We start from the raw sequence: 25,564 nt of genomic DNA, 5'->3' as shown, positions 1-25,564 counted from the left end.
GGCATCCTAGGACTGGTTGCGGTTTCAATGACAGACCCTCGGCCGCGCTGGGTGTTCGACCCAGTGCCGAGAGTGATCAGGGAGTTGAGCGCCCCACGCGCAAGGCCCACAGGACCAGCGGCACCTGCAACGGCAAGCGGCCGTAGGCGATGGCCTTCGCCTTCGGCGACTTCGCGCGGTAGTCGTAGGCCATCTTGACGTTGGCCGGGAACACCGTCGCGAAGAACCCGGCCGCGAGCTTCCCGCCGACACCGCGCGTGCGCGGCACGGCCACCGCCGCCGCCAACGCGACCTCCGCGGCACCGGACAGGTACGTCCAGGTCCGGGGCTTGCCCGGCAGCGCGCGCGGCACGATCGCGTCGTACGGCTTCGGCTTGGCGAAGTGCGTGACACCCGCGGCGCCGAGCAGCCCGGCCAGCGCGAGCGCCGACCAGGAACGGGAACGAGTGGGTTCCATGGGACCACCCTGTCACGTCACCCGCCGCACGGCGTCCGCAGGGTTCTCCCGGCGCTCTCCGGCGGTCGCGCGGGGATATCCTCCCGCACCGTGACCGGTGATCCCGAAGAACCCGAGCATCCCGAGCGGGCGGCCGTGACCGCGTTCGCCGACGACTTCCTGATCGGCCTGCGCGAGTGGCTGGCCATCCCGTCGATCAGCGCCGACCCGGCCCACCACGGCGACGTGGCCGCGTCCGCGCACTGGCTGGCCGACGCGCTGCGCCGGGACGGATGGCCCGACGTGCGGGTCTGGGACGAGGGTCCGGCGCTGCCCGCCGTGTACGCCTGTTGGCCCGCCGCCGACCCCGGTGCGCCGACCGTGCTGGTCTACGGCCACCACGACGTGCAGCCGGTCGACCCGGTCGAGCAGTGGCAGCACCCGCCGTTCGAGGCGACGCTGATCGGCGAGGAGCTGTTCGGGCGGGGTGCCAGCGACGACAAGGGCCAGGTCGCGATGCACCTGCTCGGCATGCGGGCGCACCTCGCCGCGACGGGCGCGGCCCAGCCCGCGGTGACGGTGAAGCTGCTCGTGGAGGGTGAGGAGGAGTCCGGCTCGCCGCACCTGACCCGGCTGCTGGACGACCACCGCGCCGACCTCGCGTGCGACCTGGTGGTGTTCACCGACACACCGCTGTACGGGCGGGACGCGCCGACCGTGTGCACGGGTCAGCGCGGGGTGTACGGGGCGGAGGTCGTGTTCACCGGCGGCACGTCCGACGTGCACTCCGGGCGGGCCGGTGGCAGCGTGCCGAACCCGGCGACGGCGATCGCGCGGCTCGTCGCGGCGCTGCACGACGACTCCGGGCGCGTCCGGCTCCGGGACTTCTACGCCGATGTGATCGAACCCACGGAGGCCGAGCGCGCCGACTACGCCGCGTTGCCGTTCGACCAGGCGGTGTGGCTGGCGAACGCGGGCGGTGCGCAGGGCGTGGCCGGTGAGCCCGGCTGGTCGACCCTCGAACGGGTGTGGGTGCGGCCGACCGCCGAGGTCAACGGCATCCACGGCGGCTACACCGGGCCCGGGTTGAAGACGATCGTGCCGGCGCGGGCGTCGGTGAAGCTGTCGTTCCGGCTCGTGCCCGACCAGCGGCCCGAACGGGTGGCCGACGCGCTGCGCGAGTTCGTCGCGCACCACACCCCCGCCGGGCTGCACGCCGAGGTGATCGCGAGCGGTGACGGCGCGCCGCCCTATGCGGTGGACGTGTCCCACCCGGCCGTGGGCGCGGTGCGTGACGCGGTGCAGGCCGCGTTCGACCAGCCCGTCAGGTTCAGTCGGACGGGTGGCTCCGGCCCGGCGGCGTTGCTGCACGGGTGGCTCGGCGTGCCGGTCGTGTACCTGGGCGCGACGTTGCCGGATGATCGGATCCACGCGCCGAACGAGCGCGTCGTCGTGCCGCTGCTGCTCCGCGGCGCCGAGGCCGCCGCCCGGCTGTGGCGGCTACTCCCGGAGAGGTTGTCATGATCCGCCGCACCAACCCGGGGGAACCGCTGGCCGAGCGGCCCGGTCACTCGCTCGTCGGCGTGATCAGGATGCCGGACACGGTGCAGAGCCCGGTCCAGGCCATCCTCAAACGGGTGATCGGCGCGCTGACCGCGCTGATGGCCGCCGTGCTGATCGTCTACCTCGACCGCGACGGCTACCGTGACGTCAACGAGGACGGCCTGTCCTTCCTGGACGCGGTGTACTACGCGACGGTGTCGCTCTCGACCACCGGATACGGTGACATCACCCCCGCCAGCTCGTCGGCGCGGCTGGTCAACGTCCTGGTGATCACCCCCCTGCGCGTGCTGTTCCTGATCGTCCTGGTCGGCACGACCCTCGAAGTGCTGACCGAGCGTTCGCGGCAGGCGCTGCGCATCCAGAAGTGGAGGACGAAGGTGCGGGACCACGTGGTCGTCATCGGGTACGGCACGAAGGGCCGGTCCGCCGTCAGCGCCCTCATGGGCGACGGGGCGGAGCCGGGCTCGATCGTCGTGGTCGACACCACGCAGGAAGCCCTGGACGCCGCGTCCGCGATCGGTCTGGTCACCGTGCACGGTTCGGGCACCAGCAACGACGTGCTGCGCGTCGCGGGCGTGCCCCGGGCGCGGGCGGTGGTCGTGGCCGCGAACCGCGACGACACCGCCGTCCTGGTCACCCTCACGGCCCGTGAACTGGCCCCGAAGGCCCAGATCGTCGCCTCGGTCCGCGAACGCGAGAACGAGCACCTGCTGCGCCAGTCCGGCGCGGACTCGGTCGTGGTCTCCAGCGAGACCGCCGGCCGGCTGCTCGGCATGGCCACCGCCACCCCGTCCGTGGTCGACATGGTGGAGGACCTGCTGACCCCGGACGCCGGCCTGGCCATCGCCGAACGCGACGTCGAACCGTCCGAGATCGGCGGCTCACCGCGCCACCTGCCGGACATCGTGCTGGGCGTGGTCCGCGACGGCACCCTCTACCGGGTGGACGCCCCGGAAGCCGACGCCGTCGAAGCCGGCGACCGCCTCCTCTACGTCAAGAAGGTCACCCCGCCGAAGGAAGCCTGACCGCGGTCCGTCGGCGGATCACTCCGCCAGCGGAATCCGCACCTCGAACACCGCCCCGACCACCTCCGGCGCGCCTTCCCCGCCGGAACCGACCTGCGCGACCGCTTCGGGCCGCTCGATGCCCTCGGCTCGGTGATCGGCTCGGTGATCGGCTTCGTCGGCGACGGCGCTCGGCCGGTCGGGGCCGCTACCCGGGTCGGTGATCGCGTCCTGGTGCGCGGTGGCGGCACTCGGCACGTCGGTGGGCGTGACCGCGATGCCGCCCGAGGTGCACGAGAGCTCGCCGCCGTGCGCGCGCACGACACCGCGGGCGATCGGCAGGCCGAGGCCCGAGCCGCCCGAGCGTTGGTCCCTCGCCTCGTCCAGCCGCACCAGCCGGTCGAAGATGCGTTCCCGGTCCTCCGGCGGCACCCCCGGACCGTTGTCCGACACGACCAGCCGCGCGAAGCTGCCCGCCTTCGACACGCGCAGCCGCACCCGACCCGACGGCCCGGTGGCCTGCCGGGCGTTGTCGGCCAGGTTCGCCAACACCTGCGCCAACCGCTGCGGGTCGCCGGAGACGAACGCCGGCTCGCCCTCGGCGGCGATGTCGAAGTCCGGCGCGAGCAGCTGCGTCCGCCCCACCTCCGCCTCGGCCAGCGCCAGCAGGTCGACCCGTTCCCGGTGCAGTTCCAGACCGGCCTCGATGCGCGCCAACGCGAGGAGGTCGTCCACCAGCCGCCCGGCCCGCCGCGACTCCCGCACCAGCAGCAGGTTCAACCGCTCCCGCTCCTCGGCACCGGCCGTCTGCATCAGGGCTTCCGCCACGGCCTGCACGCCCGCGATGGGTGTCCTCAGCTCGTGCGCCGCGTCGGCCACGAACCGCTTCGTCCGCTCCTCCGATCCCTCCAACGAGTCCAACATGTCGTCGAACGCCGCCGCCGTCCGGCCGAGTTCGTTGTCCGCCCGCGACGGGTTGAGCCGGTAGCCCCGGTTGCCGCGCGCGATCGACCGGGCCAGCGTGGTCATCGCGTCCAACGGCGCCAACGCCCTCCGGACCACCAGCACCATCGCCCCGACCGTCACCGCCAGCGCGCCGACCCCGGTCAGCAGCAACAACCGCCGCAACCTCGCCTGCGCCGCCGTGATCACCGACGCCTCGGCGTACACGGTGATGGTCGACCCGTCGATCAACTGCCTGCTGACTTCTTTCGCCACCTCCTCGTTCGGCGCGTCCCCGAACACCGTTCCGTCCGGCATGACCAGCCGGACCTCGACACCCCGGCCTTCCAGCCGGTCCACCAGCTCCGCCCCGCGCACCCGCTGCTTGACCAGCTGCTGCGCCACCCGCACCTTCTCCAGCAACGCGGTGTCGACGTCCCGCCTGGACTGCGCCGCGAACAGCGCGTCCACCAGCAGCACGACCCCGACCAGCACGACGCCGAGCACGCCGATCGCGGACAGCGTGACCCGTCGTCGCAGCGAGACGGTCCGCAAGCTCACGTCTCGTCCGCCCTGAGCACGTACCCGAGCCCGCGCACGGTGTGCAGCAACCGCGGCCCGTGCTCCTCCAACTTCCGGCGCAGAGCGCTGACGTGCACCTCCACCAGGTTCGGGTCGTAGTCCTCGTAACCCCACACCGCCGTGAGGATCTGCGTCTTGCCCACGACCCGCCCCCGCTGCGCCGCCAGGTACCGCAGCAGCCGCAGCTCGGTGGCCGTCAACTCGATCGACACGTCACCGCGCAGCACCACCGCCGAGTCGGCGTCCACCACCAGGTCGCCGATCTGCACGGTGGACGGCGTCCGCCCCAACCGCCGCAGCACCGCGCTCACCCGGGCGACCAGCTCGGCCAGCACGAACGGCTTCACCACGTAGTCGTCCGCACCCCGATCAAGTCCCCGCAGCCGATCGGACACCCCGTCCCGGGCGGTCAACATCACCACCCCGGCCCCACAGGTCCGCCGGATGACCTCCAGGAGCGTGAAGCCGTCCCGACCGGGCAGCATCACGTCGAGGACCACCAGGTCCGGCCGGAACCGGACCAGCTCGCCTTCCAGGTCACGACCGTCCGGCCGGACCAGCACCTGGTAACCCGCATCGCGCAAGGCGGAGCTCACCGCAGCCCCGATCGCCTCGGCGTCCTCGATCACCAGCACCCTGGCAGCAGTCGACACCTCCATATTCTGCGTCGCCTCGCCTGTCGCAGCCCCCAGGCCGCGATGAGCCATGACGAATGACCGTTACTCGACGGCTCAGCTGGGGCGGCCTGCCTGCTCGCTCCCGTGTGGAACGACTCCCTCCTTTCTGTTCGGTGGTGCGTTCTCGTGTTGCTGGGCGGGCGGTATGTGGTGATCGGGCACGAGCGGTGCCGACGTGCCGCTGCCCGTGATCCGGCGTGTCGCCGGATGTGACGGCGGGCGGCAGCTGCGCGCGGGTAGATGACGAGCGTTCGTCCCCGGAAGCTCCCGAGCGGTGGAACCTGGCTGGTCGCCGGTCGGAGGGCGTGTCCCTCAGGGGTCGGGTGGGGATGTTGGTAGGGACGTGATGGTGGATGGCGGCTAAGCGGTGATCGGTGCGGGTTGATGGAGAGCGCTCGCCCAGGGAGCTCTCGACCGCCGCAGAAGCCTGCTCGTCGCCGGCCACGAGACCGCACCGGTTCACCGCCGCCGGGTTCCGGCGGCACCGGCGCCCGGCGTTGTCGGGCGGTCGGCGGGCGGTCTGCCGGAGGAGGGGCCGGTCTCCCTCGACGTGGGCGCGGACGGGAGAGACCGGCCGTCTGGAGGCCCCGGCCGCGGCCCGGCGGTGAGGGGCGTGGGCGCGGGGAGTTCGTGACGCGGGCACGAGTGGGTGGAGAAGCCGGCGCGGGCGGGCGTTCGGCTTGTCCAAAAGAAAAGTCAGATTCGGGCCGGTGGTGCCCGATCGGGACGGCCCGGTCGCGGGTCGGACCGTCTCAGGCGCGACCGACAGCTCCAAGGGCGGAGATCTCGTCGTGGGGCCCGGTGCGGCATCCGGCGACGGGCTCGGGGGCGAAGGGGGTCAGTCGGTTTCGGGGTGAGAGGCATGGGTCGAGTATCGAACAGGAGTTCGAGAGTGGGCAAGATCACGATTGGGTGATGTTTGCCGGGCCTCGGGACGCCTCGGCCCCCACGACAACCCGGCACCCCGTCTGCGACCATCCACGCTGTGGCGGTTCCGCGAAGCCCGGTCAGGTGGGCGCTGGTGCTGCTGGTCGCGGGTCTGCTGGCCGTCGCGGCAGCGGTCGCGTTGTGGTGGCCGCGCACGTCCACCGAGGTCCGGCGGACCACCGCCACCGTCGTCGAACCGGCCTCCTGCGGCGCGGCGGACGCCTACGACCGGGTCGAACTCACGGTCGGTGACCGCAAGCACACCGCCAAGCTCGACGGCTGCGGCCACCAGCGGGACGAGGTCGTGGAAGTCGTCGTCCCCGCCGACACCGACGGCGAGTTCACCGTCCAGGCCGCCGCGAGCACCCCCGTCGGCATGCCGTTCGACGTCCGGCTGACCACCTTGCTGATGTGCCTGAGCGGTCTCGCCGGCGGCCTCTACGCCTACCTGCTGACCAGGCGCTCTCAGCCCACGGCCTCCGCCGAAGCCGCGTAGGTGTTGCACGACGACGTCACGCCCGCGGTGAACCCCGTCGACGCCCACTCGGACTGGTTGTCCGGGCTGCCGTGCGCGTTCTTCTCGGGCGGCTCCTCGACGGCGTACTGGAAGTCGTCCGCCGCCTCCCGCGCCAACCCGGTCCCGATCGAGTCGGACACCGCCACCAGGAACATCCCGGCGAAGCAGTTGGCCTGCAGCTCGATCCGCCGCGACATCTCCAACCCGGCCGGCGTCTCCTCGCCCGCCGTGACGATCTTGCTGTCCGCCGCGCGCAGCATCCCGCTCAACGCCTGCACGTGGTGCCCGTACTCGTGCGCCAACGTCGCCAGGTGCGACCCCGCGCGCTCACCGCCGCCGTTGTCGCGCAGCCGCCGCGTGGGCATGTAGATGGTCCTGTTGCGACCGCAGTAGTACGCGACCGCCTCGCTCTCCGCGGGCGCCGAGCCGCACGGCCCCTCGGCCAGGTCCGGCGACGTGTCCAGCGCGGGCGGGTTGAACGGCAGGTTCGCCTGCTCCAGCACCGGCCGCCACGCCTGGTCCAGGCACAGCACCCCGGCCTTGTAGTACGCCGACAGCTCCGAGTCCGACACCCCGAACCCCGGCAACGCGCAGGCCACCACGGGCAACCGAACGGGCGCGGTGAGCAGCGGGTGGTCGGCCAGCCGGTGCACGGCCCGCGGTCGCGGCGCCTCCGTCCCGGCCGTCTGGGTGCCGGCCACGCCGGGCGCGGCCACCGGGCGGCCGTTGATCCGCCGGGACGTCTCCAACTGCGTGATGCCGCCGAGGCCCAGCACGCACAACACGATCAACGAGAACACGCCGATGAGGACGATCGGGTTGTTCCTGGGCTCCTCGGGCGTGTGCACGGTCCTCCAGTCGGGTCAGCTGACGTCCGCCGCGCTCGCCACCCAAGTGTTGCACGCGCTCGTCTCGTTGTTTTTGAACCCGTGGTTGACCCACGCGGCGTTCCGCTCGGGCGCGCCGTGGTCCCGGTTGGGGTAGATCGGGTAGTCGCCGCGGTTGCCCGCGTCGGTCAGGGCCACCGAGATCACGTCGGACGGCACCGCGCCGTGCGACAGCGGCGCCAGCGTCATCCCGCCGAAGCAGGTGGCCTGCAGCTCCTTGCGGCGGTTCAGGTCGAGGCCCTCGGGGGTGTCCCAGCCGCCCTTCTCGTACTGCGCCTGGCTGGAGGCCCGCAGGATGCCGGACAGCCACTGGACGTGGTGGCCGTACTCGTGCGCGAGCTGGCCCAGGTACTTGCCCGGGTGGTTGGGGTTCGCCGAGCCCTGCTCGTTGGCGTAGTGGTTCGGCGTCCAGTAGATCGTGCCGTCGCAGTACATGGCGGTGCGGTCCGGGCCCATGTTGCCGCACGTGTTGGTGATCTGGGACGTCACCATGACCAGCTCCACCGGCTGGTAGGGCAGGTTCGCGCGCTCGAACGACGGCTTCCACATCGCCTCGATGCACGGCAGCGCGGCGCGGAGGAACCGGTCCTGGCCCGCGGGCGAGTAGTCCATCGCGGGCAGGGGGCAGCCGTTGATGTTGAACGCGCCCAGGCCGGCGGCGTGGATCGGGTTGTCGCCCAGCGTGATGCTGGCCTTGGGGCCCGCCTTCGGCGTGCTGGTCGACGTGGACCGCCTGCTGCTGCTCTCCGTGGTGGTCGTCGCCGCGGTGGTCGTGGTGGTGGTGGGTTCGGGCGTGTACGTGTAGCTCGCGTACCCGGCGTTGCCCGAGTCGCTGGCCTCCTTCGCGCCGTTGGACGCGGCGAGGATGCCGATCGTGGCGACGCCCAGCACGAGGAAGCCGACGACCAGCACGGCCACCAGCGGGCCCTTGTTCTTCTGGCGCGGCAGCGGCGGGTAGGGCATCGGCGCCGGACCCCAGCCCTGGGGCGGTCCGGGCGGCGGCCCCCAGTTCACGGGTGGCGGCTGCGGCGCGGCCATCGGCGGCGGCATGACGGGCGGTCGGGCGGGCCAGGGCGGCGGCTGCTGGTGCGGTGCCTGCTGGTGAGGGGCCTGCTGGTGCGGCTGCTGGACGTGCGGTGCGGGCTGCTGGGGCTGGGGTCCGGTCTGGGGCTGCTGGGGCGTGGGCCACGGGCGGGTCGGCTGGGGCTGCTGGGGGTGCAGCGGGGCGGGCATCGGCGGTGGCCCAACCGGTCGTGGCGGCGGCCAGCCACCCGGCGGCGGTGGTTGCGTCATCGCTGGTCGTCCCCCATATCGCGGATGCCCGAATCAGCACAAGAGCTTAGGGGAACTCCGCTATTCTCCGCGGCCGTGTTGAAAAACTGGGGAGCGGCGGCCCTCTGCGCGGTCGCGCTGTGCACGGGCGTCGGCACAGCGTCGGCGCAACCGGGCAGCACGGCCGGACTGCCCGGGACGGTCGGCGCGGACGTGCGGCTCAAGCTGGAGCGCGACGGCAGGCTGACCGTGACCGAGGCGGTCACCGTTCCCGAGGGTCGGACCGCCACGCGGGTCGTGCCGCTGCGCGTCCCCGTGTCCGCCGAGCGCGACCGCGTGTTCCAGGTCGCGGACGTGTCGGTGGAGGGCAAGGGCACCGCCACAGCATCCGACGACGAGCTCACGATCGCACTCCAGGCGGGCACGTCGACCGTCAGGTACTCCGTGGTCGGCACGGTGGCGCAGATCGGCGACACGCTGGAGCTGCGCTGGCAGCCGGCGAGCGGCTGGGACGCCGACCTGGACTCGGTGAAGGTCTCGGTGATCACGCCGGACGCCCCGCGGTCGGTGAACTGCCTGGCCGGCGAGCCGGGCACGTCGAAGCCGTGCACGAGCGCGGACCTGGGCGACGGGCGTGGCGTGCGGGCGAACGAGATCGGCCTGGCCGCCGGTGAGCGGGTCGACGTGGCCGTGGGGCTCCAGGAGGGCACGGCGCCCGCCAACGCGCGGGTCGAGGAGACGTCGGGGTTGGCGGCGGCGTTCGCGCTGACCCCGCTGACCGGCGCGGGGCTCGGCGGACTGGTCGTGCTGCTGCTGTGCGGCGGGTTGCTGTTGTGGTACCTCCGCGGCCGGGACGCGCGGGCGTTGGCCGGTGACGTCGGGCCGGTGAACGTGCTGGTCGCGGACGGCTCCGGGCGGGTGGCGTTCGCGTCGCCGGACGGCGTGCTGCCGGGCCAGGTGGGAACCGTGGTGGACGAGCACGTGGACGTGGTCGACGTGACCGCGACGATCGTGGACCTCGCGGTGCGCAACTACGTGTGGATCGAGGAGGTCGACGGGCACGACTGGCGTTTCGTGCGGCGCAACCCGGCCGACCGGTCGTTGTCCGGGTACGAACGGGCGGTGTACGAGGCCCTGCTGCCCGACGGGGTGGACGCGGTGGCGCTGTCCGAGCTGCGGGGCAGGCGGATCGACCTCTCCCGGGTGCGGGACGAGCTGTACGCCGACGTGGTGGCGAAGAACTGGTTCGCGCGGCGGCCGGACGCGGAGCGCAACCTCTGGTGGTGGGCCGGGGTCGGGGTCGGCGTGCTGGGCGCGGCGTTGACGGTGGTGCTGGCGCTGGTCGGCGGGGCGGCGCTGTTCGGGCTGGTGGTCGTGGTCGCCGGGGTGGCGCTGGCGGTGGGCGCGCGGACCATGCCCGCTCGGACCAAGCGCGGGAGCGTCCTGCTGGAGCACGTGCGGGGGTTGCGCGGGTACCTGCACACCGCCACGCCGCAGGACATCCCGGAGTCGGACCGGGAGATGGTGTTCTCGCGGTCGCTGCCCTACGCGGTGGTGCTGGGGGAGACGGAGCGGTGGTTGGCGACGTTCGCGGGCACGCGGCCGGGGCTGTACTGGTTCGGCGAGGCGGAGCGGGGCGGTGACCTGCGGCGGTTCGCGCAGCGGTTCCCGGTGTTCCTGGGCGCGGTGGACGGCGTGCTGGCGCAGGCGGGGCACCTGCGGTCGCTGCGCGGCTGAGTTCACCCGAAAGTGATCTTGCGCGTCTCGAACAGAAGTTCGATGATGGACCCATCCCAGAACACCGGCCCGTGGGCGGCGAGCGGTGGTCCGAGGGGTTCAGGGCCGAGTCGATCCGGTGTCCACGCGCGCCGGCTCCACCGGGTGGCCGGCCTGATGAGACAGGCGGTGGTCCGGACCGGTGCAGGCGTGCGCCCGGTCCCGGATCGGCCGTCGAGCCGCTGGTCGGCCGGTCGGGAACCGGTCGGTTCGCGCTGGGCGTAGCGGGGCGCTCCGGTGGGTGGGCGACCATCGCGCCCGGTAGTGGTGTGAACCCGTAGGCTGCGTTCATGGCGCTACCCGAACTGCACAGGTTCACGCTTCCCAACGGTCTGCGGGTGGTGCTCGCACCCGACCGCAGCGCCCCGGTCGTCGGGGTGAGCGTGCACTACGACGTGGGCTTCCGCTCCGAGCCCGAGGGGCGGACGGGCTTCGCCCACCTCTTCGAGCACCTCATGTTCCAGGGCAGTGAGAGCCTGGAGAAGCTGGCCCACTTCCGGCACGTGCAGTCCTCGGGCGGCACGTTCAACGGGTCGACCCACCCCGACTACACCGACTACTACGAAGTGCTGCCGTCGGCGGCACTGGAGCGGGCGCTGTTCCTCGAGGCCGACCGCATGCGGGCGCCGAAGCTCACCGAGGAGAACCTGCGCAACCAGATCGACGTGGTGAAGGAGGAGATCAGGCTCAACGTGCTCAACCGACCGTACGGGGGGTTCCCGTGGATCCTCCTGCCACCGGTCCTGTTCCAGACCTTCCCCAACGCGCACAACGGCTACGGCGACTTCACCGACCTGGAGAACGCCACCGTGGACGACTGCGCCGCGTTCTTCGACACCTACTACGCGCCGGGCAACGCCGTGCTGACGGTGGCGGGCGACTTCGACACCGAAGGGGCGAAGGCGCTCGTCGAGAAGCACTTCGGTGACGTGCCCGCCCGTCCGGTGCCGCCCCGGCCGTCGTTCGCCGAGGCGCCGCCGAAGGGCGAGCTGCGGGCCGAGCACACCGACAAGCACGCGCCGATGCCCGCCATCGCCGTGGGCTACCGCATCCCGGACCCGGTGACCGAGGTCGAGGGCTACCTCGCCTACCTGGTCCTGGCCGGTGTGCTCACCGACGGCGACGGGTCGCGGTTGCAGCAGCGGCTGGTGCACCGGGACGCGATCGTGGTGGACGTCGGCGCGGGGTGCGGGCTGTTCGGGCCGTTGGAGGCGCGCGACCCGGACACGTTCAGCATCACCGCGATCCACCCGCCGGAGGTGACCTCCGAGCAGGTGCTCGCGGCCGTGGACGAGGAGCTGCTGCGGTTGGCCGAGGAAGGGCCGACGGAGCAGGAGCTGGCGAAGGTCACCGCCCGCTGGGTGTCGACCATGCACCGCGAGCACGACCGGCTCACCAGCCGGACGCTGGGCCTCGGGTCGGCCGAGCTGCTGTTCGGGCGGGCCGAGCTGCTGTACGAGCTGCCGGACAAGCTGGCCGGCATCACCACCGACGAGGTCGCCGCGGCGGCCAAGGCGCTGCGGCCGGACTCGCGCGCCGTCCTGACCCTCAAGCCCGCCAGTGGAGGTAACGAGTGAGCGCCCCGACCAAGCACCGCAGCGCCGAGGAGATCGGCCGTACGGAGCTAGGGCCTCGCCCGTTCCCGGAGCTGGGCGAGCAGCGGGCGGCGGCGGACCTGGACACGATCGACACGACGCTGGCCAACGGCCTGCGGGTGCTGGCCGTGCGCCGGTCGTCGGTGCCGCTGGTGGAGGTGCGGCTGCGGATCCCGTTCGGCGACCCGGCGGCGAGCAGCGTCGGCTCGACGCACGCGGCCCGCGCCGAGGTGCTGGCGAACACGATCCTCACCGGCACCGCCACCCGCAGCCGGGTGGACGTGGACACCGAGCTGGCGCTCGTCGGCGGCGAGCTGGACGCGGTGGTCGACCCGGAGCGGCTGGCGTTGTCCGGCAACGCGCTGGTGTCCGGGTTCGAGACCGTGCTGGACGTGCTGCGCGACGTGCTGACCGGCGCGACCTACCCGGCCGACGAGGTCGAGCGGGAGCGCGCGCGGCTGGTGGAGCGGATCCGGTTGGCGCGGTCGCAGCCGAACGTGATCGCGCGGGAGGCGTTGCAGCGCCACCTGTACGGCGACCACCCGTTCGCCAAGGAGATGCCCGAGGCGGAGGAGGTCGCGGCCGTCACGCGCGACGAGGTGCTGGCGCTGCACTCGTCGGCCGTGCTGCCGCGCGGGTCGGTGCTCGTCGTGGTGGGCGACGTGGCGCCGGACGCGGCGGTGCGCGCTGTCGAGGGCGCGTTGGGCGGCTGGACCGGCGAGGGCACCGCGGTGGCGTTGTCGCCGCTGACCCCCGTGCGCGGTGGTGACGTGCTGTTCGTGCACCGCCCCGGCGCGGTGCAGTCCCAGATCCGGCTCGCCGGGCGCGGGCTGGAGCGCACGGACGAGCGGTACCCGGCGTTGCAGCTGGCGAACCTGGTGTTCGGCGGGTTCTTCTCGTCGCGGCTGGTGGAGAACATCCGCGAGGACAAGGGCTACACCTACAGCGCGCGCTCGCACCCGGAGTTCACGCCGGGCGGGGCGACGCTGCTGGTGGACGCCGACACGGCCAGCGAGGTGACCGCGGCGGCGCTGCTTGAGACCCGGTACGAGCTGGGCAGGCTGGGTCTCGTGCCGCCGACGGAGTCCGAGGTGGACACCGCGCGCCGGTACGCGATCGGGTCGCTGCTGACCGCGACGTCGTCGCAGGGCGGGCTGGCGTCGTTCCTGATGAACCTCGCCGGGCTCGGCCTGGGCGTGGAGTGGTTCACCGGGCACCCGGGCCGGCTCGCGGACGTCACCGTGGAGCAGGTCACCGAGGTGGCGTTGGAGTTCTTCGCGCCGACGGCGTTCACCGGCGTGCTGGTGGGTGACGCGGAGCTGCTGACGCCGCAGCTGCGCGCGCTGGGTGGTGTGACCCTGCCGTGAGCTTCGAGTTGGTGGAGCTGCCCGCGCTGTCGAGGTTCACGGTGGACCGGCGGGAGCCGCTGCGCGGTGACGCGGAGCGGATCGCGCAGTTGTGGCCGAAGGCGCGGGTCCTCACCGTGGACGCGCGCGGTCGCACGTTGGTGGCCGACCGGGCGTCGCGCCTGGTCGACCGCCCCGCCACCGACTTCGGTGACGGCCCGCCGGACACGGCGGTGCTGCTCGGCGAGCAGGACGGCGTGGCGTACTGGGCGGTTCCGCTGACCGAGGACGAGACGGACGTCGAGGCTCCGGCCGGCCGGGCGTGGAGCCGGCCGGAGCTGACCGACGAGCCGCAGTGGCTCGACCTGCGGGCGTGCGGCGCGTTGTTGGACGACACCGGCGCGGGCTTGTTCACGTCCGCGGTGGCGTTGTTCCACTGGCACCGGTCGGCGAAGTTCTGCGCGATGTGCGGCGGGCGGACCGAGGCGATCAAGTCCGGCTGGGCGCGGGTGTGCGAGCAGTGCGGGCACGAGGAGTACCCGCGCACGGACGCCGCGGTGATCTGCCTGGTGCACGACGGCGCGGACCACGTGCTGCTCGCCCGCGGCGCGGGGTGGCCCGAGGGGCGGTACTCGGTGCTGGCCGGGTTCGTCGAGGCGGGCGAGTCGCTGGAGGCGTGCGTGGCGCGGGAGATCGAGGAGGAGGTCGGCGTCGTGGTCGGCGACATCCGCTACCTCGGCAGCCAGCCCTGGCCGTTCCCGCGGTCGTTGATGGTGGGGTTCCAGGCGGTCGCCGACCCGGCCGAGCCCCTGGTGCTCGCCGACGGCGAGATCGCGCAGGCCAAGTGGGTCAGCCGGGCCGAGGTGCGGCAGGCGCTCGCCGAGCCGGGCAGCGTGCCGGACCTGCTGCTCGCGCCGGGCGCCTCCATCGCCTACCGGATGATCCAGTCGTGGGCGGCGGCGGGCTGACCCGGCGCGGGCCGTCGGTCAGGCGGCGCGGAGCAGGTCCGGCCAGGGCAGGGTGCGCACGAAGTCCGCGTACCGGGTCCAGGTGATCTCGGGCAGCTCGGCGTGCAGCCGGCGCAGGTCGATGTCGGTGCCGACGTCGGTGAAGTAGGCGAACATGGCGGCCAGGTCCGCCGAGTGCCGCGCCACCACGTGCAGCGGTGGGCGGTGGTGCCGGATCGGGTGGCCGATGGCCGCGGTCAACGCCGCGGCCATGCCCGCCGGGGTGAGGGACTCGCCCGCCAGGTCCAGCCGCCTGCCCGCGAACCGGTCGGGTTGCTCGAAGGCGAGCACGGCGACGTCCGCGATGTCCCGCACGGCGATGAGGTGCAGCTCGCGGTCCGGCGGCAGCGGCAGGTGGAGAGTGCCCTCGCGCAGGCCCTGCAACGTCCACTCGCCGAACTTGTCGTCGACGAACGCCGCCGGCCCGAGGATCGTCCACCGCGGTCCGGCGGTGACCAGGTGTTCCTCGATGCGCTGCTTGCTGTCGAAGTGAGGGACGCCGGTGCCCCGGTCGGCGTTGGACGCCGAGGTGAACACGATGTGCTCCACGTCCCGTGCGGCGTCGACCAGCGCGATGCCGTGGCGGGTCTCGGTGTCGGTGTCGCTGCCGAACGGCGTCGTCACGGCGAACACGGCCCGGACGCCGCGCAGGGCCGTGCGCAGGGACGCGGGGTCGTCGAAGTCGCCGGGCGCCACGTCAACGCCGAGGCGGCGGAGTTCTTGTGCCGCAACGCCGTGCGGTGCGCGGGTGAGTGCTCGGACGCGGTGGCCGCGGGCCAGGAGCGCGCGGGTGACGGCTCCGCCTTGGGCGCCGGTCGCCCCGGTGACCAGGATAGGTTCCATGAGCAAAGGTTGACGCTGAAAGTGTTCTGCGGTCAAGCGAGATATTGGTAGGGTGGCCGCCATGCACAAGCCGAGCGACGCGCTGCTGGCGTGGCTGTACGCCCAGCAAGGCGTGGACGCGGTGCGGGTCGCGATGGAACGCCGGATCGAGGCGGTGGCCGGGTGCTCGCTGCTGGAGCACGAGGCGCTGTACCGGATCGACATGAACGGCCGCCTGCTGATGTCCGAGTTGTCCGACCTGCTCGCGGTCAGCCCCAGCGGCGTCACCCGACTGGTCGAACGGCTGGTGCGCCGCGGCTGGGTCGCCCGCGAGCAGCCGCCGGACAACCGCCGCGTCGTCCACGCCGTGCTGACCGACGCCGGGCGGCAGGTGCTGGCCGACACGAGCGCCCCCGCGTACCGCGACTCGGTGGCCGAGGAGTTCGCCACTGCGCTGAGTGATCGCGACATCGCGGATCTGAAGCGCATCGGGCGAAAACTGCTGGAAGCGCACGGCAAATGGGACGCCAAGCGGTTCGCCACCGACTAACGTCGGAACTTCGACACGCCCGTTCGGCGGCCGTGGTCCGAACTCGCCCGATGGGAGGTCGCCGTGCACCGCCGATTGACCGTGCGCGACCTGCGTGCCGGTAACCGCGCGCGGGTGCTGCGCGCGCTCTACTTCGACCAGCCCCGCAGCCGGCAGGAACTCGCGGGCGTCACCGGGCTCAGCCAGGCGTCGGTGAGCAACGTCGTCGCCGAGCTCATCGCGGACGGCGTCGTGGTCGAAGCCGGTCAGGTCGACTCCGACGGCGGACGGCCGCGCGTGCTGCTGAGGGTCAACCCCGCGCACGCCGCCGTGGTCGGTGTCGACGTCGGCGAGACGCACGTGCTCGTGGAGGCGTTCGACCTGACGCTGCACCGGCTGGCCGAGGCGACGTTCCCGATGGAACCGGACGTCCACTCCGTCGACGCCGTGGCGCGGCGGGTCCTCGAAGGGGTCGAGCGGTGCCTCGCCGAGAGCGGGGTGGGCGACGTGCTCGGCGTCGGCATCGGCGTGCCGGGGCAGGTCGAGCACGGCCTGGTGTACGCGCAGACCGTCGGCTGGCGCGGCGTCGCGCTGGAACGGCTGCTGCGCACCGGCACCGACCTGCCGCTGTTCCTGGACAACGGCGCGAACACGTTGGGGCAGGCCGAGGTGTGGTTCGGCGCGGGCCGCGGCACGGGTGACGCGGTGGTCGCGCTGATCGGGTCGGGCGTCGGCGCGAGCGTCATCGCGGGCGGCGTGCTCTACCGCGGGTCGTCAGGCGGTGCGGGGGAGTGGGGCCACACGACGGTCGCGCTGGACGGCCGCCCGTGCCGGTGCGGCGCGCACGGCTGCCTGGAGGCTTACATCGGAGCGTCGGCCGTCGTCGACCGGTACCGCGCGGTGAAGGCAGACGTGCCGGCCGAGCAGGAGGCGGCGCTGGCCGCGCTGGTCGCGGACGGCTCACGGGCCGCGCGGGACGTCCTCGCCGAAACCGCCCGGTACGCGGGCCTGGGCATCGCGAACCTGATCAACCTGTTCAACCCGTCCCAGGTGATCGTCGGCGGCTGGGCCGGGCTGCTGCTCGGCGCGCGCATCCTGGACGACGTGCGCACCCAAGCCTCCCGCCACGCCCTGCACCGACCGTTCGAGCAGGCGTCGATCACCCTGTGCGAGCTGGGCCCCGAGTCCGTCGCCCTGGGCGCGGCCACCCTGCCGGTCGCCGAGTTCCTCGCCGCGGGCGGCGTGCGCCACCGCACCCCCAGCCGCGTGCTGTAGCGGCGCACGCCGTGCCGCCGGTCAGGCGCTGTGCTGGAACGCCGAGTACGTGAGGTAGCCGTTGTCCCCGCCCTGGTAGTACGTGCTCGGGTCGGCGGGGGCGATCGGCAGGCCGGTGCGGAGGCGTTCCACCAGGTCCGGGTTGGCGATGAACGCGCGGCCGAAGCTGATCAGGTCCGCGCCCAGGGCCAGCCAGTGGTCGGCGGCGGAGCGGTCGGTCTGCTTCGGGCCCATCGGGACCACCGGGTTCACCACCAGGGTGCCCGGCCACGCGCGGCGCAGGCCGATCAGCACGTCCTCGTCGGCGGTCGCCTCCAGGTGCACGTAGGCGAGGTCGAAGCGGGCGAGTTCGGCCAGCAGGGCCGCGTACAGCTCGGGCACCTCGGTCTCCTCGACGCCCCAGAACGTGCCGCCGGGCGACAGCCTGATGCCGGTGCGGGCCCCGCCGACGGCGTCCACCGTCGCCGCGACGGCCTCGACGGCGAAGCGGATGCGATTGGCGATCGGGCCGCCGTAGACGTCGGTGCGCAGGTTGGCGTTGGACGACAGGAACTGCGAGATCAGGTAGCCGTTGGCGCCGTGCAGCTCCACCCCGTCGAACCCGGCGTCGACCGCGCGCCGGGCCGCCTCGCCGTACGAACGGGCGTGCTCGGGCACCTCCGCGGTGTCCAGGGCGCGGGGCACCGGCGCGGGCCGCGGGCCGTTCGGCGTGAACACGTCGCCCACGGCGGCGACGGCGGACGGTCCGACCGGCTGGAGACCGGTCGTGTCGGGGTGTGACACCCGACCGCCGTGCATGACCTGGGCGAAGATGCGACCGCCGTTGGCGTGCACGGCGTCGGTCACCGGCCGCCACGAGGCCACCTGCTCGTCGGTGTGCAGGCCCGGCGTGCCGGGGTTGGACTGCCCGATCAGGCTGGGCTGCACGCCCTCGGAGACGATCAACCCGGCCGTGGCGCGCTGGGCGTAGTAGGCCGCCATGGACGGGGTCGCGAGGCCGCCCGCCGCGGCCCGGACCCGGGTCATCGGCGCCATCACGACGCGGTTGGGCAGGTCCAGCCCACCGAGGCGGTAGCGGTCGAACAGCGTGGTCATGCCGAACTCCTCCGTACTGGTCGCGGCCCGTCGGGGGCCTGACGGGTACGCTAAAACCTCACATCAATGTGAGAGGCAAGTTCCTGCGGCCGGGGTCACAGTCGGGAGGTCGGGATGCGGATCGGCGAACTCGCCGCACGCGCCGGGGTCAGCGTCCGTTCGCTGCGGTACTACGAGGAGCAGGGGTTGCTCACCAGCACCCGCAGCGCCGGCGGGCAGCGGCACTACGCGGAGGGCGACGTCGAGCGGGTCGCGTTCGTCCAGCGCCTGTACGCGGCCGGGCTGTCCAGCCGCACCATCACCGAGCTGCTGCCGTGCGTCGACTCGCCCAGCGACGAGAACTCCGACGCCGCGATGGAGCGCATGGCCGACGAACGCGACCGGCTGTCCGCGCACATCGACGAGCTGCTGCGCACCCGTGACGCGCTCGACGCCCTGATGGCCGCGGCCCGGACCTACCGCGACGCCCGCCGGGTCTCCGCCTGACGTCCTAGGGGTCGACGCGGTCGAGCGCCGCGCCGTCCCACGTGGTCTGCGTGCACGCCACGCCGCGGCCGTTCTTCGGGCGCAGCACGTCGTAGATGTGCATGCGGGGAATCTTGTCGGACACGCCCCAGCCGCTCGGCCAGGTGATCACCCAGTCCATGTCGAGGTCCACCAGCAGGCCCAGCATGCGCGCGATCGTCGGGTCGTCCAGCCGTTCGAACGCCTCGTCGAGCAGCACGAGCCGCAGCGGCTCGAACTCGCCGCTGACCGCGTCGTAGAACGACGCCGCCGCCGCGAACAGCGTCACGTACGAGATGAGCCGCGTCTCGCCGGACGACAGCTGGCGCAACCGGCGTTCGCGCGGGTTGCCGTCCGGGCCCGTGTCGGCGACCGTGACCGTGAACTGGTGCCACGTCCGGTAGTCCAAGGCGCGGGACAGGATCTCGGCGTAGTTGCCGGTGTGCGCGTCGCGTTCGGCTTCGATGCGCTCGGTGAACACGCGGCGCAGCGTGGCGTCCTGCTCGGGGTCGCGCTCGGCGTAGGGCAGGCGGACCAGCGCCAGCGCGTCGCGCGTCTCCTCCTCCAGCGCCGCCGACGGCTTCCACGCCAGCTTCACGTGCACGCCCTGGCTGGACCGGGCCTTGCCGAGCACGTCGTTCATCCGCTTGCACAGGTCCTCTGCGACGGCGATCTGGCCGCGCAGCCACTCGGCCAGGTCGCGGATCAGGTAGTCGGCGAAGATGTTCTGGTACTGCTCGTCGAGGAAACCGCGCTGCTCGGCAAGCTTCGCGGTGACCTGCCGGGCGGCGACGGCGACCGGACGCGCGCCCTCCTCGCCGGTCACGGTGACGGTGAGCAGGCCGACGTGCTGCTCGGCGGCGATGTCGTGGCTGCCCGCCAACGACGTCTGCAACGCCTGGAGCTTGGTGATCACCGTGGCCTCGCCCGCGCCGCGCCGGTCGGACGCCATCAGGGCGGCGCGCACGGACGTGACGTCCTCGGGGACGTCGGGCAGGGCGGCGACGAGGATGCCGGGCGCCCGGACGGTGGCCTTGAAGTGCTCGGTCGCGCGGGTGAGGGCGTCCCTGGCCGCGGCGAGCTGCTCGGCCGAGGTCTCCAGCTGGGCGTTCAGCTTCGCGGCCTGCTCGCGCGCCGAGGCGACCTGCTCGCGCACGCCCTTGAGCTCGTCGCGCATCCCGCGCCGTGAACGCTCCAAAGTGGACAATTGGTCCGCGATCTCCCGCGCCTCGCCGCCGATCGCGTCGGTCAGCTCGGCCAACGTCGACGCCTGCGACGCGTAGTCCACGCACCGCGCCTCCGCGTCCGCCTCGGCCGCGACCCGGTCCTCCACCGCCGCGTGGTACCGGTGGGACGCGTCGGTCAGGTCGGCCACCGTGCTGCGGCACTGGCGGCGCAGCACGTCACCGAGCCGATCGGCCGTGCGCTGTGCCTCCGCGGCCGCCTGCTGGGCCTGCTGGAGGCCGTCCGTGGTCGCGGGCAGGCCCGCGTCGCCCGCTTGGCGCACGACTTCGGCCGCGGCGGCTTCACCGCGGGCCTGGGCGGTGGCGAGTTCGTCGCGCAGCTCCTCGGCGCGGCGGGCGGCCCGGTCGGCGGATTCCTGCGCGGCCTGGAGGCGACCGTGCCGGGCGACCAGCTCGCGGTCGGCCGGGAACCGGTCGAGGTGGTCTTCCCAGCGCTCGACCAGGCCGCGCGCGGCGGCCAGGTCGGCTTCGGCGGCGCCCAGGTCGGCGCGCAGGCCGGCCAGCTCGTCCTCCAGCTCCGCGATCCGGCGGCGGCGCGCGGCTTCGCGGGCTCCCGCGCCGATGAACTCCGCCGCGTCCTTGTGCCACGCGCCGGTGAGCACGCCCGCCTGCCAGCGGCCGTCCGGGGACACCGCGAAGGCGACGGGGTCCGCCGGGGTGAGGGAGTGCAGCGAGATCGAGGCGAGCAGGTCCGCCACGACCGCGGCCGGGACGGGGGAGTGGGGTTCGACGGCCGGGGTCAGGACGGTGGCCAGGGACGGGCCGGTGGTCGGGGGGCCCGGGATGGCCAGGACGTCGTGGGTGGGCGGGAGGGATGCGGAGGCGGTGGGGGGTGCGGCGGCGGTGGGGGTGGTGAGGGGTGCCGGGGTGGTTTCGGCGGGGCCGCTCGTTTTCAACCGAGTGGCGGTAACGGTGTTTCCGTACATGTTCGGGGCATGTTCACCCGATTGTGCGACCCAGGCGTCCAGGAGACCGGAGGCTTCCAGGGCCGCCTCGATGCCGGCACGGGCCTGGTCGTCGACGGTGGGGTGGAAGTCGACCAGGCGGTAGAACGGGGCACCGGTGGCCGGGTCGCGGTCGGGGGAGGTGAAGCGGCCCTGGTCCGGGGTGCGGGAGGTGCCCGAGCGCAGGCCGGACAGTTCCGCGTCCCGCGCGTTGATGGCCGTGATCAGGTCCGACCGGCGTCGGGCGACCGCGTGCGCCTCGTCCCGGGCGGCCGTCACCAAGGGGCTCACCCACTCCCGGGCGGCAGTGGTGAGGGAGCGGGCGGTGGTCGGGTCGACGGAGGTCGGCAGGGCGAGGGGGTTGTCCGGCCAGGCGTCGGCCAGGGGACCGGAGGCGCGCCACGTGTCGACGTCGGTTAGCCAGGTCTCGGCGACCTCGGCCAGTTCCTGCGCCTCCTGGTTGCGCAGCGCCGCCGCCTCGGTCGCCGCGTGCTGCGCGTCCCGCGCCGTCTGCCGCAACGCGTCCACCTGCCGCTGCGCCGCGTCCAGCTCGGCGGCCCGCGCGGCCAGTGCCAGGGCCAGCGCCCCGCGCTGCCGCGCCTCCGACGCGATCTCCGACGTCCGCGCCGCCACCGCTTCCAACGCCGCCTCGTCCACCGGAACGGCCGGTGGCACCCGGCGTTCGATCGGCAGCGGCTCGGCTTCGGGATCCGGCTTGGCCCGCACGGACTCCGTGCGCACCACAGCGTCCAAAGTAGACACGGCGGGCACGTCGGGGACGGTCGCGGGGGAGAGGCCGGCCACGCGCAGGTGGTGGCGCAGCGGCTCGGACAACTCCTGAGCCGACCCCAGGTCCTCGGCCAACCGCCGCAGCAGCCGCAGCACGCCGTCGACCGCGCCGTCCTCCTGCGACCGCTGCTTGTTCGCCATGTCCAACGCCGCCACGGCCGACGAGCGCTTCTCCGCCACCAGCTTCTCGCGCGTCTGCAAGTCCTGGAGGTCGCGGAACGCCGGCAGCTCCTTCAACGCGCCGATGGTCTCCTCGGCCTGCTGCTCCCCGGCCTCCAGCGACGCCAGCGAGTGCTCCGCCGACGCACGCGCCGCGAGCGTCTCCTCCAACGACGCCGACAGCCGCGCCGACGCCCGCTCCAGCTTGCGCACCCCGTCCTCGGCCGCGCCCAGCTTCTCCGCCGCCGCCCGCAACCCGCCGAACGCGTAGTCGGAGTACGTCTTCAGGAACGTCCCCAGCGCCGCGTCGGCCGACGACAGCCGCGTGATGTTCTCCCGGATCGACTCCAGGTCGTCGAACGACGTCGCCAACTGCTCGACCATCGCCTGGTCCAACGGCGGCAGCGCGTCGGACAGGATCTGCTCCAGCTGCCCTTCCAGCACCTTCAACCCCACGTCGGGGTTGCGCAGCGTCCGCTGGAGGTGCAGCAGGTCGCCGTACCGGGGCGCGGGCACGCCGTACACGGTCTCCGCGACGCGCGCCCGGAACGCCGCCTCCTCCAGCACGCAGTCCGCGCCGATCAGGTCGCGCAGCTGCGCCGGGCCCAGCGGCGTGCGGTCCGCGCCCACCAGCGCCAACGAGCGACCCACCCGCAGGGGCGTGATGAACCGCCACGAGTCGGTGATCGCCTGCGAGGTCTTGGACGCCTTCACGCCCAACCCGCAGGTCAGGTACTCGTCGTCACCGCGGGTCAGCTCCACCCACGCGTACCCGATCCGGTTGGGGCCGCCGTCGTAGTCGTCCAGCATGAGCCGCCGCAGCGACACCGTGTCGAAGCCCTTGGAACCGACCTGGCGCAGGTCGCCGTCCAGGCACAGCGGCAGCAGCAGCTCCAGCGTGCGCGACTTGCCGGACCCGTTGGTGCCCTGGAAGATCGCGCGCCCACCGGAGAAGTCGAACGTCTGCTCGGTGTACTGCCAGATGTTGACGATGCCGCCCCTGTGCAGCCGCCACCTGTTCACGCGGTCTCCTCATCGAACAACGACCAGCTGGGCACGTCCGGCACGACCACCGGCTCCACGTCACGTTCCGGGTCGCCGTCCGGCGCCGGCAACCACCGGTGCGCGGCGGCGTTGAGCAGCCACCCGTCCTCCGCCGCGACCGCCAACCCCATGCGCCGCAACAGCTCCAGCACCTCGTCCACCAACCGGTCCAGGTCCTCGGTGAACTGCTTGGACCACGCGGTCGGGTAGTCCTCGACCAGCCGCGAGCACACCTCGCGCAGCCGCGCGGGGTCCACGGCGTGCCGCCCGTCGGGCCGGGGGTCGGACTCCAGCAGCTCCGGCAGCGCCAGCAACGCGATCCGCGCCACCGTGGACGTGCCGGGGAAGTACAGGTCGGTCAGGTAGTCCTCGGGGTCGGCGGCCAGCACGCCCTCGACCCGGCACTCGGTGCGCAGGCCGAAGCACGTCTCCAGCAGCGCCGTCTCCTTGCGCTGGTTGCGCCGCAGCCACTCGGCCTGCTCGGGCGGCAGGTCCGCGTACAGCACGACGGGGTTCTCCACCAGCTTGCGCCGCACCGCGTGCTCGACCCCGCGCGGACCCGGCCGCGCGGCCAGCTCCACCAGCCGCGACGGCGAGTCGGCCTCCGCCACCGGACCGGTCAGCAACTGGCCGAGCAGGTCGGTGTCGATGGTGATCAACGCCTCGGTCTGCACGTCCACCGTGCCCTCGGTCTCGTGCAGCACGCCCAGCGACACCAGGTGCCGCAGCGCCGCCGTCAACGCCCGCCGGTCGGCCACGTCGTCCACGACGGTCAACCCGGCCTCCACCGCCGCCGCGCGGATGTCCGCGACCAGCCGCGACAGCAACGCCTGCCGCCCGACCCCGGTCAGCACCGCCATGGTCAGCGCCACGTACGCGTACCCGCGCGGTGACATGGCGAGCACACCGCGCGAGTCGTCCGCGCCCGGCCCGGCCTTGTAGAGCCGCGCGAACCGCCGTTCCACCACCAGCCGGTACCCCAGCAGCCGGGCGAACAGGTCCTGCAACGCCGCCCGGTGCCGGTAGACCAGCGTCAGCAGCTCGCCGTCGGGCCCGTCGGCGCGCAGCAGGGGCCGCCGCAGCAGGGTGCGGGCGCAGCGCACCACGTTCGCCGCGTCGATCTCGGAGAGGTCGTCGAACATCAGTCGAGCACCAACGTCGAGTCGTGCAGCGTCAACGTGCCCGCCGCCGAGCGGATGCGCGTCGAACGCCCCGCCGCGTGCTCCACCGTCACCCGCAGCCCGCGCACCGGGTCGGTCGCCGAACCGGAGTCGGCCGCCGTGTCGCGCTGCGCCATCGCCAGCGTCAGCAGCTCGCACAGCACCCCGAGCGCTTCACCGGACAACGTCGTCTCGGCCAGCCGGGGCGCGGCCGCCGCCAGCTCCGCCACCGACGCCGCCCGCCGTTCGTCGGCCTCGCGCGCCTCGGCCAGCAGCGACTGCTCGGTCATCGGGTCGTCCAGGATGCGCGACGTGCGCCCCCGCGCGCCGCGATCACCCCGGCTGCGCACGCTCACCTGCACGTCGACCACCGGCCCGTCCCGCCACGGCGTGCGCTCGTTGTCGCTGTCGTGCTCGGGCGCGGGCGACACGTGCCGGGCCGGGTGCAGCCCGAACGCCGCCGCGTACAGCTCGTGCGCCTGCTCCCGCGTGCCCGAGTCGAACCACGCGGCCAGCTTCAGCAGCTCGGCGCGGCGGCTCGGCAGCAGCCCGCCGCCGGACGTCGCCCGCTTCACGCTCGCCAGCAGCGACCCGATCGCCCGCGCGGTCGCCTCGCGCAGCGCCGTCACCTGGCTCGGCCGGCCGGGCCGGTCCACGAACCAGTCGGTCAGCTCCTGCCAGTCCTCCGGCGACCGGCCGCGCGCCCGTTCCACCTGCTCGCCCAGGTCGGCCCGGCCCAGCTGCCGCAGCAGCTCCGAGCGGGCGGAGGTGACCCGGGCCAGGGCGTCGGCGATGGCCGGGGTGTGCCGCAGCACGTCCTCCACGACCATCTGGATGTACTCGACCAGCAGGTTGCGGAACCCGGAGATCTCCTCCGGTGCCAGGTGGTGCCGCGTCACGACCTGGCCCAGGTAGGCGTAGAAGTCGCGCACGGTCGCGGCCAGCTCGGCGTGCTGGAGGAACAGCGTGGTGACCTGCTCGGCCAGCACCTCGCGGCTGCGGGGCGCGCCGCTGATCAACGCCTCCGACAGCGACCGGCCCAGCCGGTCCAGGCCGCGCTCCACGGCGGGCAGCAGCTCCCGCGACACCTCCCGCGCGCCCTCGGGCACGCGCAGCAGCTCGTCCACGTCCCGCTGCACCCGGACGGCGAGCTTGCTGACCTGGTAGCGCACGCTGCCGTGCTGGAACTCGGCGATGCTGGTGGCCACCACCTCGCGCCGGCCCTGCACCAGGTTGCCCCACTCGACCAGCTGCCGCAGCCGGTTGATCACGTTCTCGATGCGGGACTCGCCCGGCTCGACCCGGCCCTCCCGCTCGGCGCCCGCCAGCGCGCCCGCGACCTCGCCCGCGGACAGGTCGGCCAGCAGCGTGGACGTGAACAACCGCATGATCGCCAGGTACGTGCGCTGGTGATCACGGGCGTCCAGGTACGCGTAGAGCTTGAGGCGGCCGGCTGGTTCCACGGTGC

At 73.3% G+C, this 25,564-nt stretch carries 20 protein-coding genes; 10 read left to right on the top strand and 10 right to left on the bottom strand.

All coding sequences use genetic code 11. The features are described from left to right. Positions 1-76 precede the first annotated feature (76 nt). Positions 77-457 (bottom strand): DoxX family protein, encoded by a 381-nt coding sequence (locus ACIQMJ_RS00360; protein ID WP_499758859.1) that lies wholly within the window; start codon positions 455-457, stop codon positions 77-79. A gap of 90 nt (positions 458-547) precedes the next feature. On the opposite strand from ACIQMJ_RS00360, the gene ACIQMJ_RS00355 reads away from it, so the two are divergent. Together ACIQMJ_RS00355 and ACIQMJ_RS00350 are read left to right on the top strand one after the other, a co-directional pair. Next, complete coding sequence (locus ACIQMJ_RS00355; protein ID WP_499758858.1) at positions 548-1,960, top strand: M20/M25/M40 family metallo-hydrolase; 1,413 nt, start codon at positions 548-550, stop codon at positions 1,958-1,960. Continuing rightward, the gene (locus ACIQMJ_RS00350) at positions 1,957-3,024 is read left to right on the top strand and encodes a potassium channel family protein (RefSeq protein ID WP_499758857.1); all 1,068 of its coding nucleotides are present in this window, start codon (positions 1,957-1,959) and stop codon (positions 3,022-3,024) included. Before ACIQMJ_RS00355 ends, ACIQMJ_RS00350 begins: the two co-directional genes overlap by 4 nt. An 18-nt stretch (positions 3,025-3,042) precedes the next feature. Here the strand turns inward: ACIQMJ_RS00350 and ACIQMJ_RS00345 are convergent, their stop codons facing one another. Further along, positions 3,043-4,506, bottom strand: a complete 1,464-nt coding sequence (locus ACIQMJ_RS00345) for a sensor histidine kinase (RefSeq protein WP_499758856.1) — start codon at positions 4,504-4,506, stop codon at positions 3,043-3,045. After that, on the bottom strand, positions 4,503-5,186 hold the full coding sequence (locus tag ACIQMJ_RS00340; RefSeq protein WP_499758855.1) for a response regulator transcription factor: 684 nt from the start codon (positions 5,184-5,186) through the stop codon (positions 4,503-4,505). The genes ACIQMJ_RS00345 and ACIQMJ_RS00340 overlap by 4 nt, the downstream gene beginning before the upstream one ends. Before the next feature lie 1,003 nt (positions 5,187-6,189). On the opposite strand from ACIQMJ_RS00340, the gene ACIQMJ_RS00335 reads away from it, so the two are divergent. Next, on the top strand, positions 6,190-6,627 hold the full coding sequence (locus ACIQMJ_RS00335; RefSeq protein ID WP_499758854.1) for a hypothetical protein: 438 nt from the start codon (positions 6,190-6,192) through the stop codon (positions 6,625-6,627). Here the strand turns inward: ACIQMJ_RS00335 and ACIQMJ_RS00330 are convergent. Both ACIQMJ_RS00330 and ACIQMJ_RS00325 read right to left on the bottom strand, forming a co-directional pair. Further along, positions 6,597-7,496 (bottom strand): neutral zinc metallopeptidase, encoded by a 900-nt coding sequence (locus ACIQMJ_RS00330; RefSeq protein ID WP_499758853.1) that lies wholly within the window; start codon positions 7,494-7,496, stop codon positions 6,597-6,599. The genes ACIQMJ_RS00335 and ACIQMJ_RS00330 overlap by 31 nt on opposite strands. 15 nt (positions 7,497-7,511) lie before the next feature. Then, complete coding sequence (locus ACIQMJ_RS00325; protein ID WP_499758852.1) at positions 7,512-8,768, bottom strand: neutral zinc metallopeptidase; 1,257 nt, start codon at positions 8,766-8,768, stop codon at positions 7,512-7,514. A 135-nt stretch (positions 8,769-8,903) separates the two neighbouring features. Here ACIQMJ_RS00325 and ACIQMJ_RS00320 point away from each other — a divergent pair, with 135 nt between their 5' ends. The 4 genes from ACIQMJ_RS00320 to nudC all read left to right on the top strand — a co-directional run bounded on the left by ACIQMJ_RS00320 (position 8,904) and on the right by nudC (position 14,492). Further along, complete coding sequence (locus ACIQMJ_RS00320; RefSeq protein WP_499758851.1) at positions 8,904-10,544, top strand: DUF2207 domain-containing protein; 1,641 nt, start codon at positions 8,904-8,906, stop codon at positions 10,542-10,544. A 329-nt stretch (positions 10,545-10,873) separates the two neighbouring features. Then, positions 10,874-12,160, top strand: coding sequence for a M16 family metallopeptidase (locus ACIQMJ_RS00315; RefSeq protein ID WP_499758850.1), 1,287 nt, complete (start codon positions 10,874-10,876; stop codon positions 12,158-12,160). Next, the gene (locus ACIQMJ_RS00310) at positions 12,157-13,545 is read left to right on the top strand and encodes a M16 family metallopeptidase (protein WP_499758849.1); all 1,389 of its coding nucleotides are present in this window, start codon (positions 12,157-12,159) and stop codon (positions 13,543-13,545) included. The genes ACIQMJ_RS00315 and ACIQMJ_RS00310 overlap by 4 nt, the downstream gene beginning before the upstream one ends. Further along, a complete protein-coding gene (gene nudC / locus ACIQMJ_RS00305) occupies positions 13,542-14,492 on the top strand; it encodes an NAD(+) diphosphatase (protein ID WP_499758848.1) in 951 nt (316 codons plus the stop codon). The genes ACIQMJ_RS00310 and nudC overlap by 4 nt, the downstream gene beginning before the upstream one ends. Before the next feature lie 18 nt (positions 14,493-14,510). Here the strand turns inward: nudC and ACIQMJ_RS00300 are convergent, their stop codons facing one another. Then, positions 14,511-15,374, bottom strand: a complete 864-nt coding sequence (locus ACIQMJ_RS00300) for an NmrA/HSCARG family protein (RefSeq protein WP_499758847.1) — start codon at positions 15,372-15,374, stop codon at positions 14,511-14,513. Positions 15,375-15,435: 61 nt separating this feature from the next. Between ACIQMJ_RS00300 and ACIQMJ_RS00295 the strand changes: the two genes are divergently transcribed. Both ACIQMJ_RS00295 and ACIQMJ_RS00290 read left to right on the top strand, forming a co-directional pair. Continuing rightward, positions 15,436-15,903 carry a MarR family winged helix-turn-helix transcriptional regulator gene (locus ACIQMJ_RS00295; RefSeq protein WP_499758846.1) on the top strand — a complete coding sequence of 156 codons (468 nt, stop codon included), beginning with the start codon at positions 15,436-15,438 and terminating at the stop codon, positions 15,901-15,903. Positions 15,904-15,966: 63 nt separating this feature from the next. Then, positions 15,967-17,157 carry an ROK family transcriptional regulator gene (locus ACIQMJ_RS00290; RefSeq protein ID WP_499758845.1) on the top strand — a complete coding sequence of 397 codons (1,191 nt, stop codon included), beginning with the start codon at positions 15,967-15,969 and terminating at the stop codon, positions 17,155-17,157. A 21-nt stretch (positions 17,158-17,178) separates the two neighbouring features. Here ACIQMJ_RS00290 and ACIQMJ_RS00285 read toward each other — a convergent pair whose 3' ends face one another. After that, a complete protein-coding gene (locus tag ACIQMJ_RS00285) occupies positions 17,179-18,252 on the bottom strand; it encodes an alkene reductase (protein ID WP_499758844.1) in 1,074 nt (357 codons plus the stop codon). A 114-nt stretch (positions 18,253-18,366) separates the two neighbouring features. Here ACIQMJ_RS00285 and ACIQMJ_RS00280 point away from each other — a divergent pair, with 114 nt between their 5' ends. Further along, the gene (locus ACIQMJ_RS00280; protein ID WP_499758843.1) at positions 18,367-18,738 is read left to right on the top strand and encodes a MerR family transcriptional regulator; all 372 of its coding nucleotides are present in this window, start codon (positions 18,367-18,369) and stop codon (positions 18,736-18,738) included. 4 nt (positions 18,739-18,742) lie between these two features. On the opposite strand, the gene ACIQMJ_RS00275 is transcribed toward ACIQMJ_RS00280, so the two are convergent. Genes ACIQMJ_RS00275 through ACIQMJ_RS00265 form a run of 3 tightly spaced genes read right to left on the bottom strand, consistent with a single transcriptional unit; the run spans position 18,743 to position 25,559 of the window. Continuing rightward, positions 18,743-22,915 (bottom strand): SbcC/MukB-like Walker B domain-containing protein, encoded by a 4,173-nt coding sequence (locus tag ACIQMJ_RS00275; protein ID WP_499758842.1) that lies wholly within the window; start codon positions 22,913-22,915, stop codon positions 18,743-18,745. Next, the gene (locus ACIQMJ_RS00270) at positions 22,912-24,078 is read right to left on the bottom strand and encodes a TIGR02678 family protein (protein WP_499758841.1); all 1,167 of its coding nucleotides are present in this window, start codon (positions 24,076-24,078) and stop codon (positions 22,912-22,914) included. The genes ACIQMJ_RS00275 and ACIQMJ_RS00270 overlap by 4 nt, the downstream gene beginning before the upstream one ends. Then, positions 24,078-25,559 carry a DUF2397 domain-containing protein gene (locus ACIQMJ_RS00265; RefSeq protein WP_499758840.1) on the bottom strand — a complete coding sequence of 494 codons (1,482 nt, stop codon included), beginning with the start codon at positions 25,557-25,559 and terminating at the stop codon, positions 24,078-24,080. Before ACIQMJ_RS00265 ends, ACIQMJ_RS00270 begins: the two co-directional genes overlap by 1 nt. Positions 25,560-25,564 lie beyond the last annotated feature (5 nt).

This window comes from Actinosynnema sp. NPDC091369, from assembly GCF_044757065.1.
In the GTDB taxonomy this organism is placed as follows: domain Bacteria; phylum Actinomycetota; class Actinomycetes; order Mycobacteriales; family Pseudonocardiaceae; genus Actinosynnema.
Note: the sequence above shows the minus strand (reverse complement) of the source record. Positions and strands in the feature narration are given on the sequence as shown.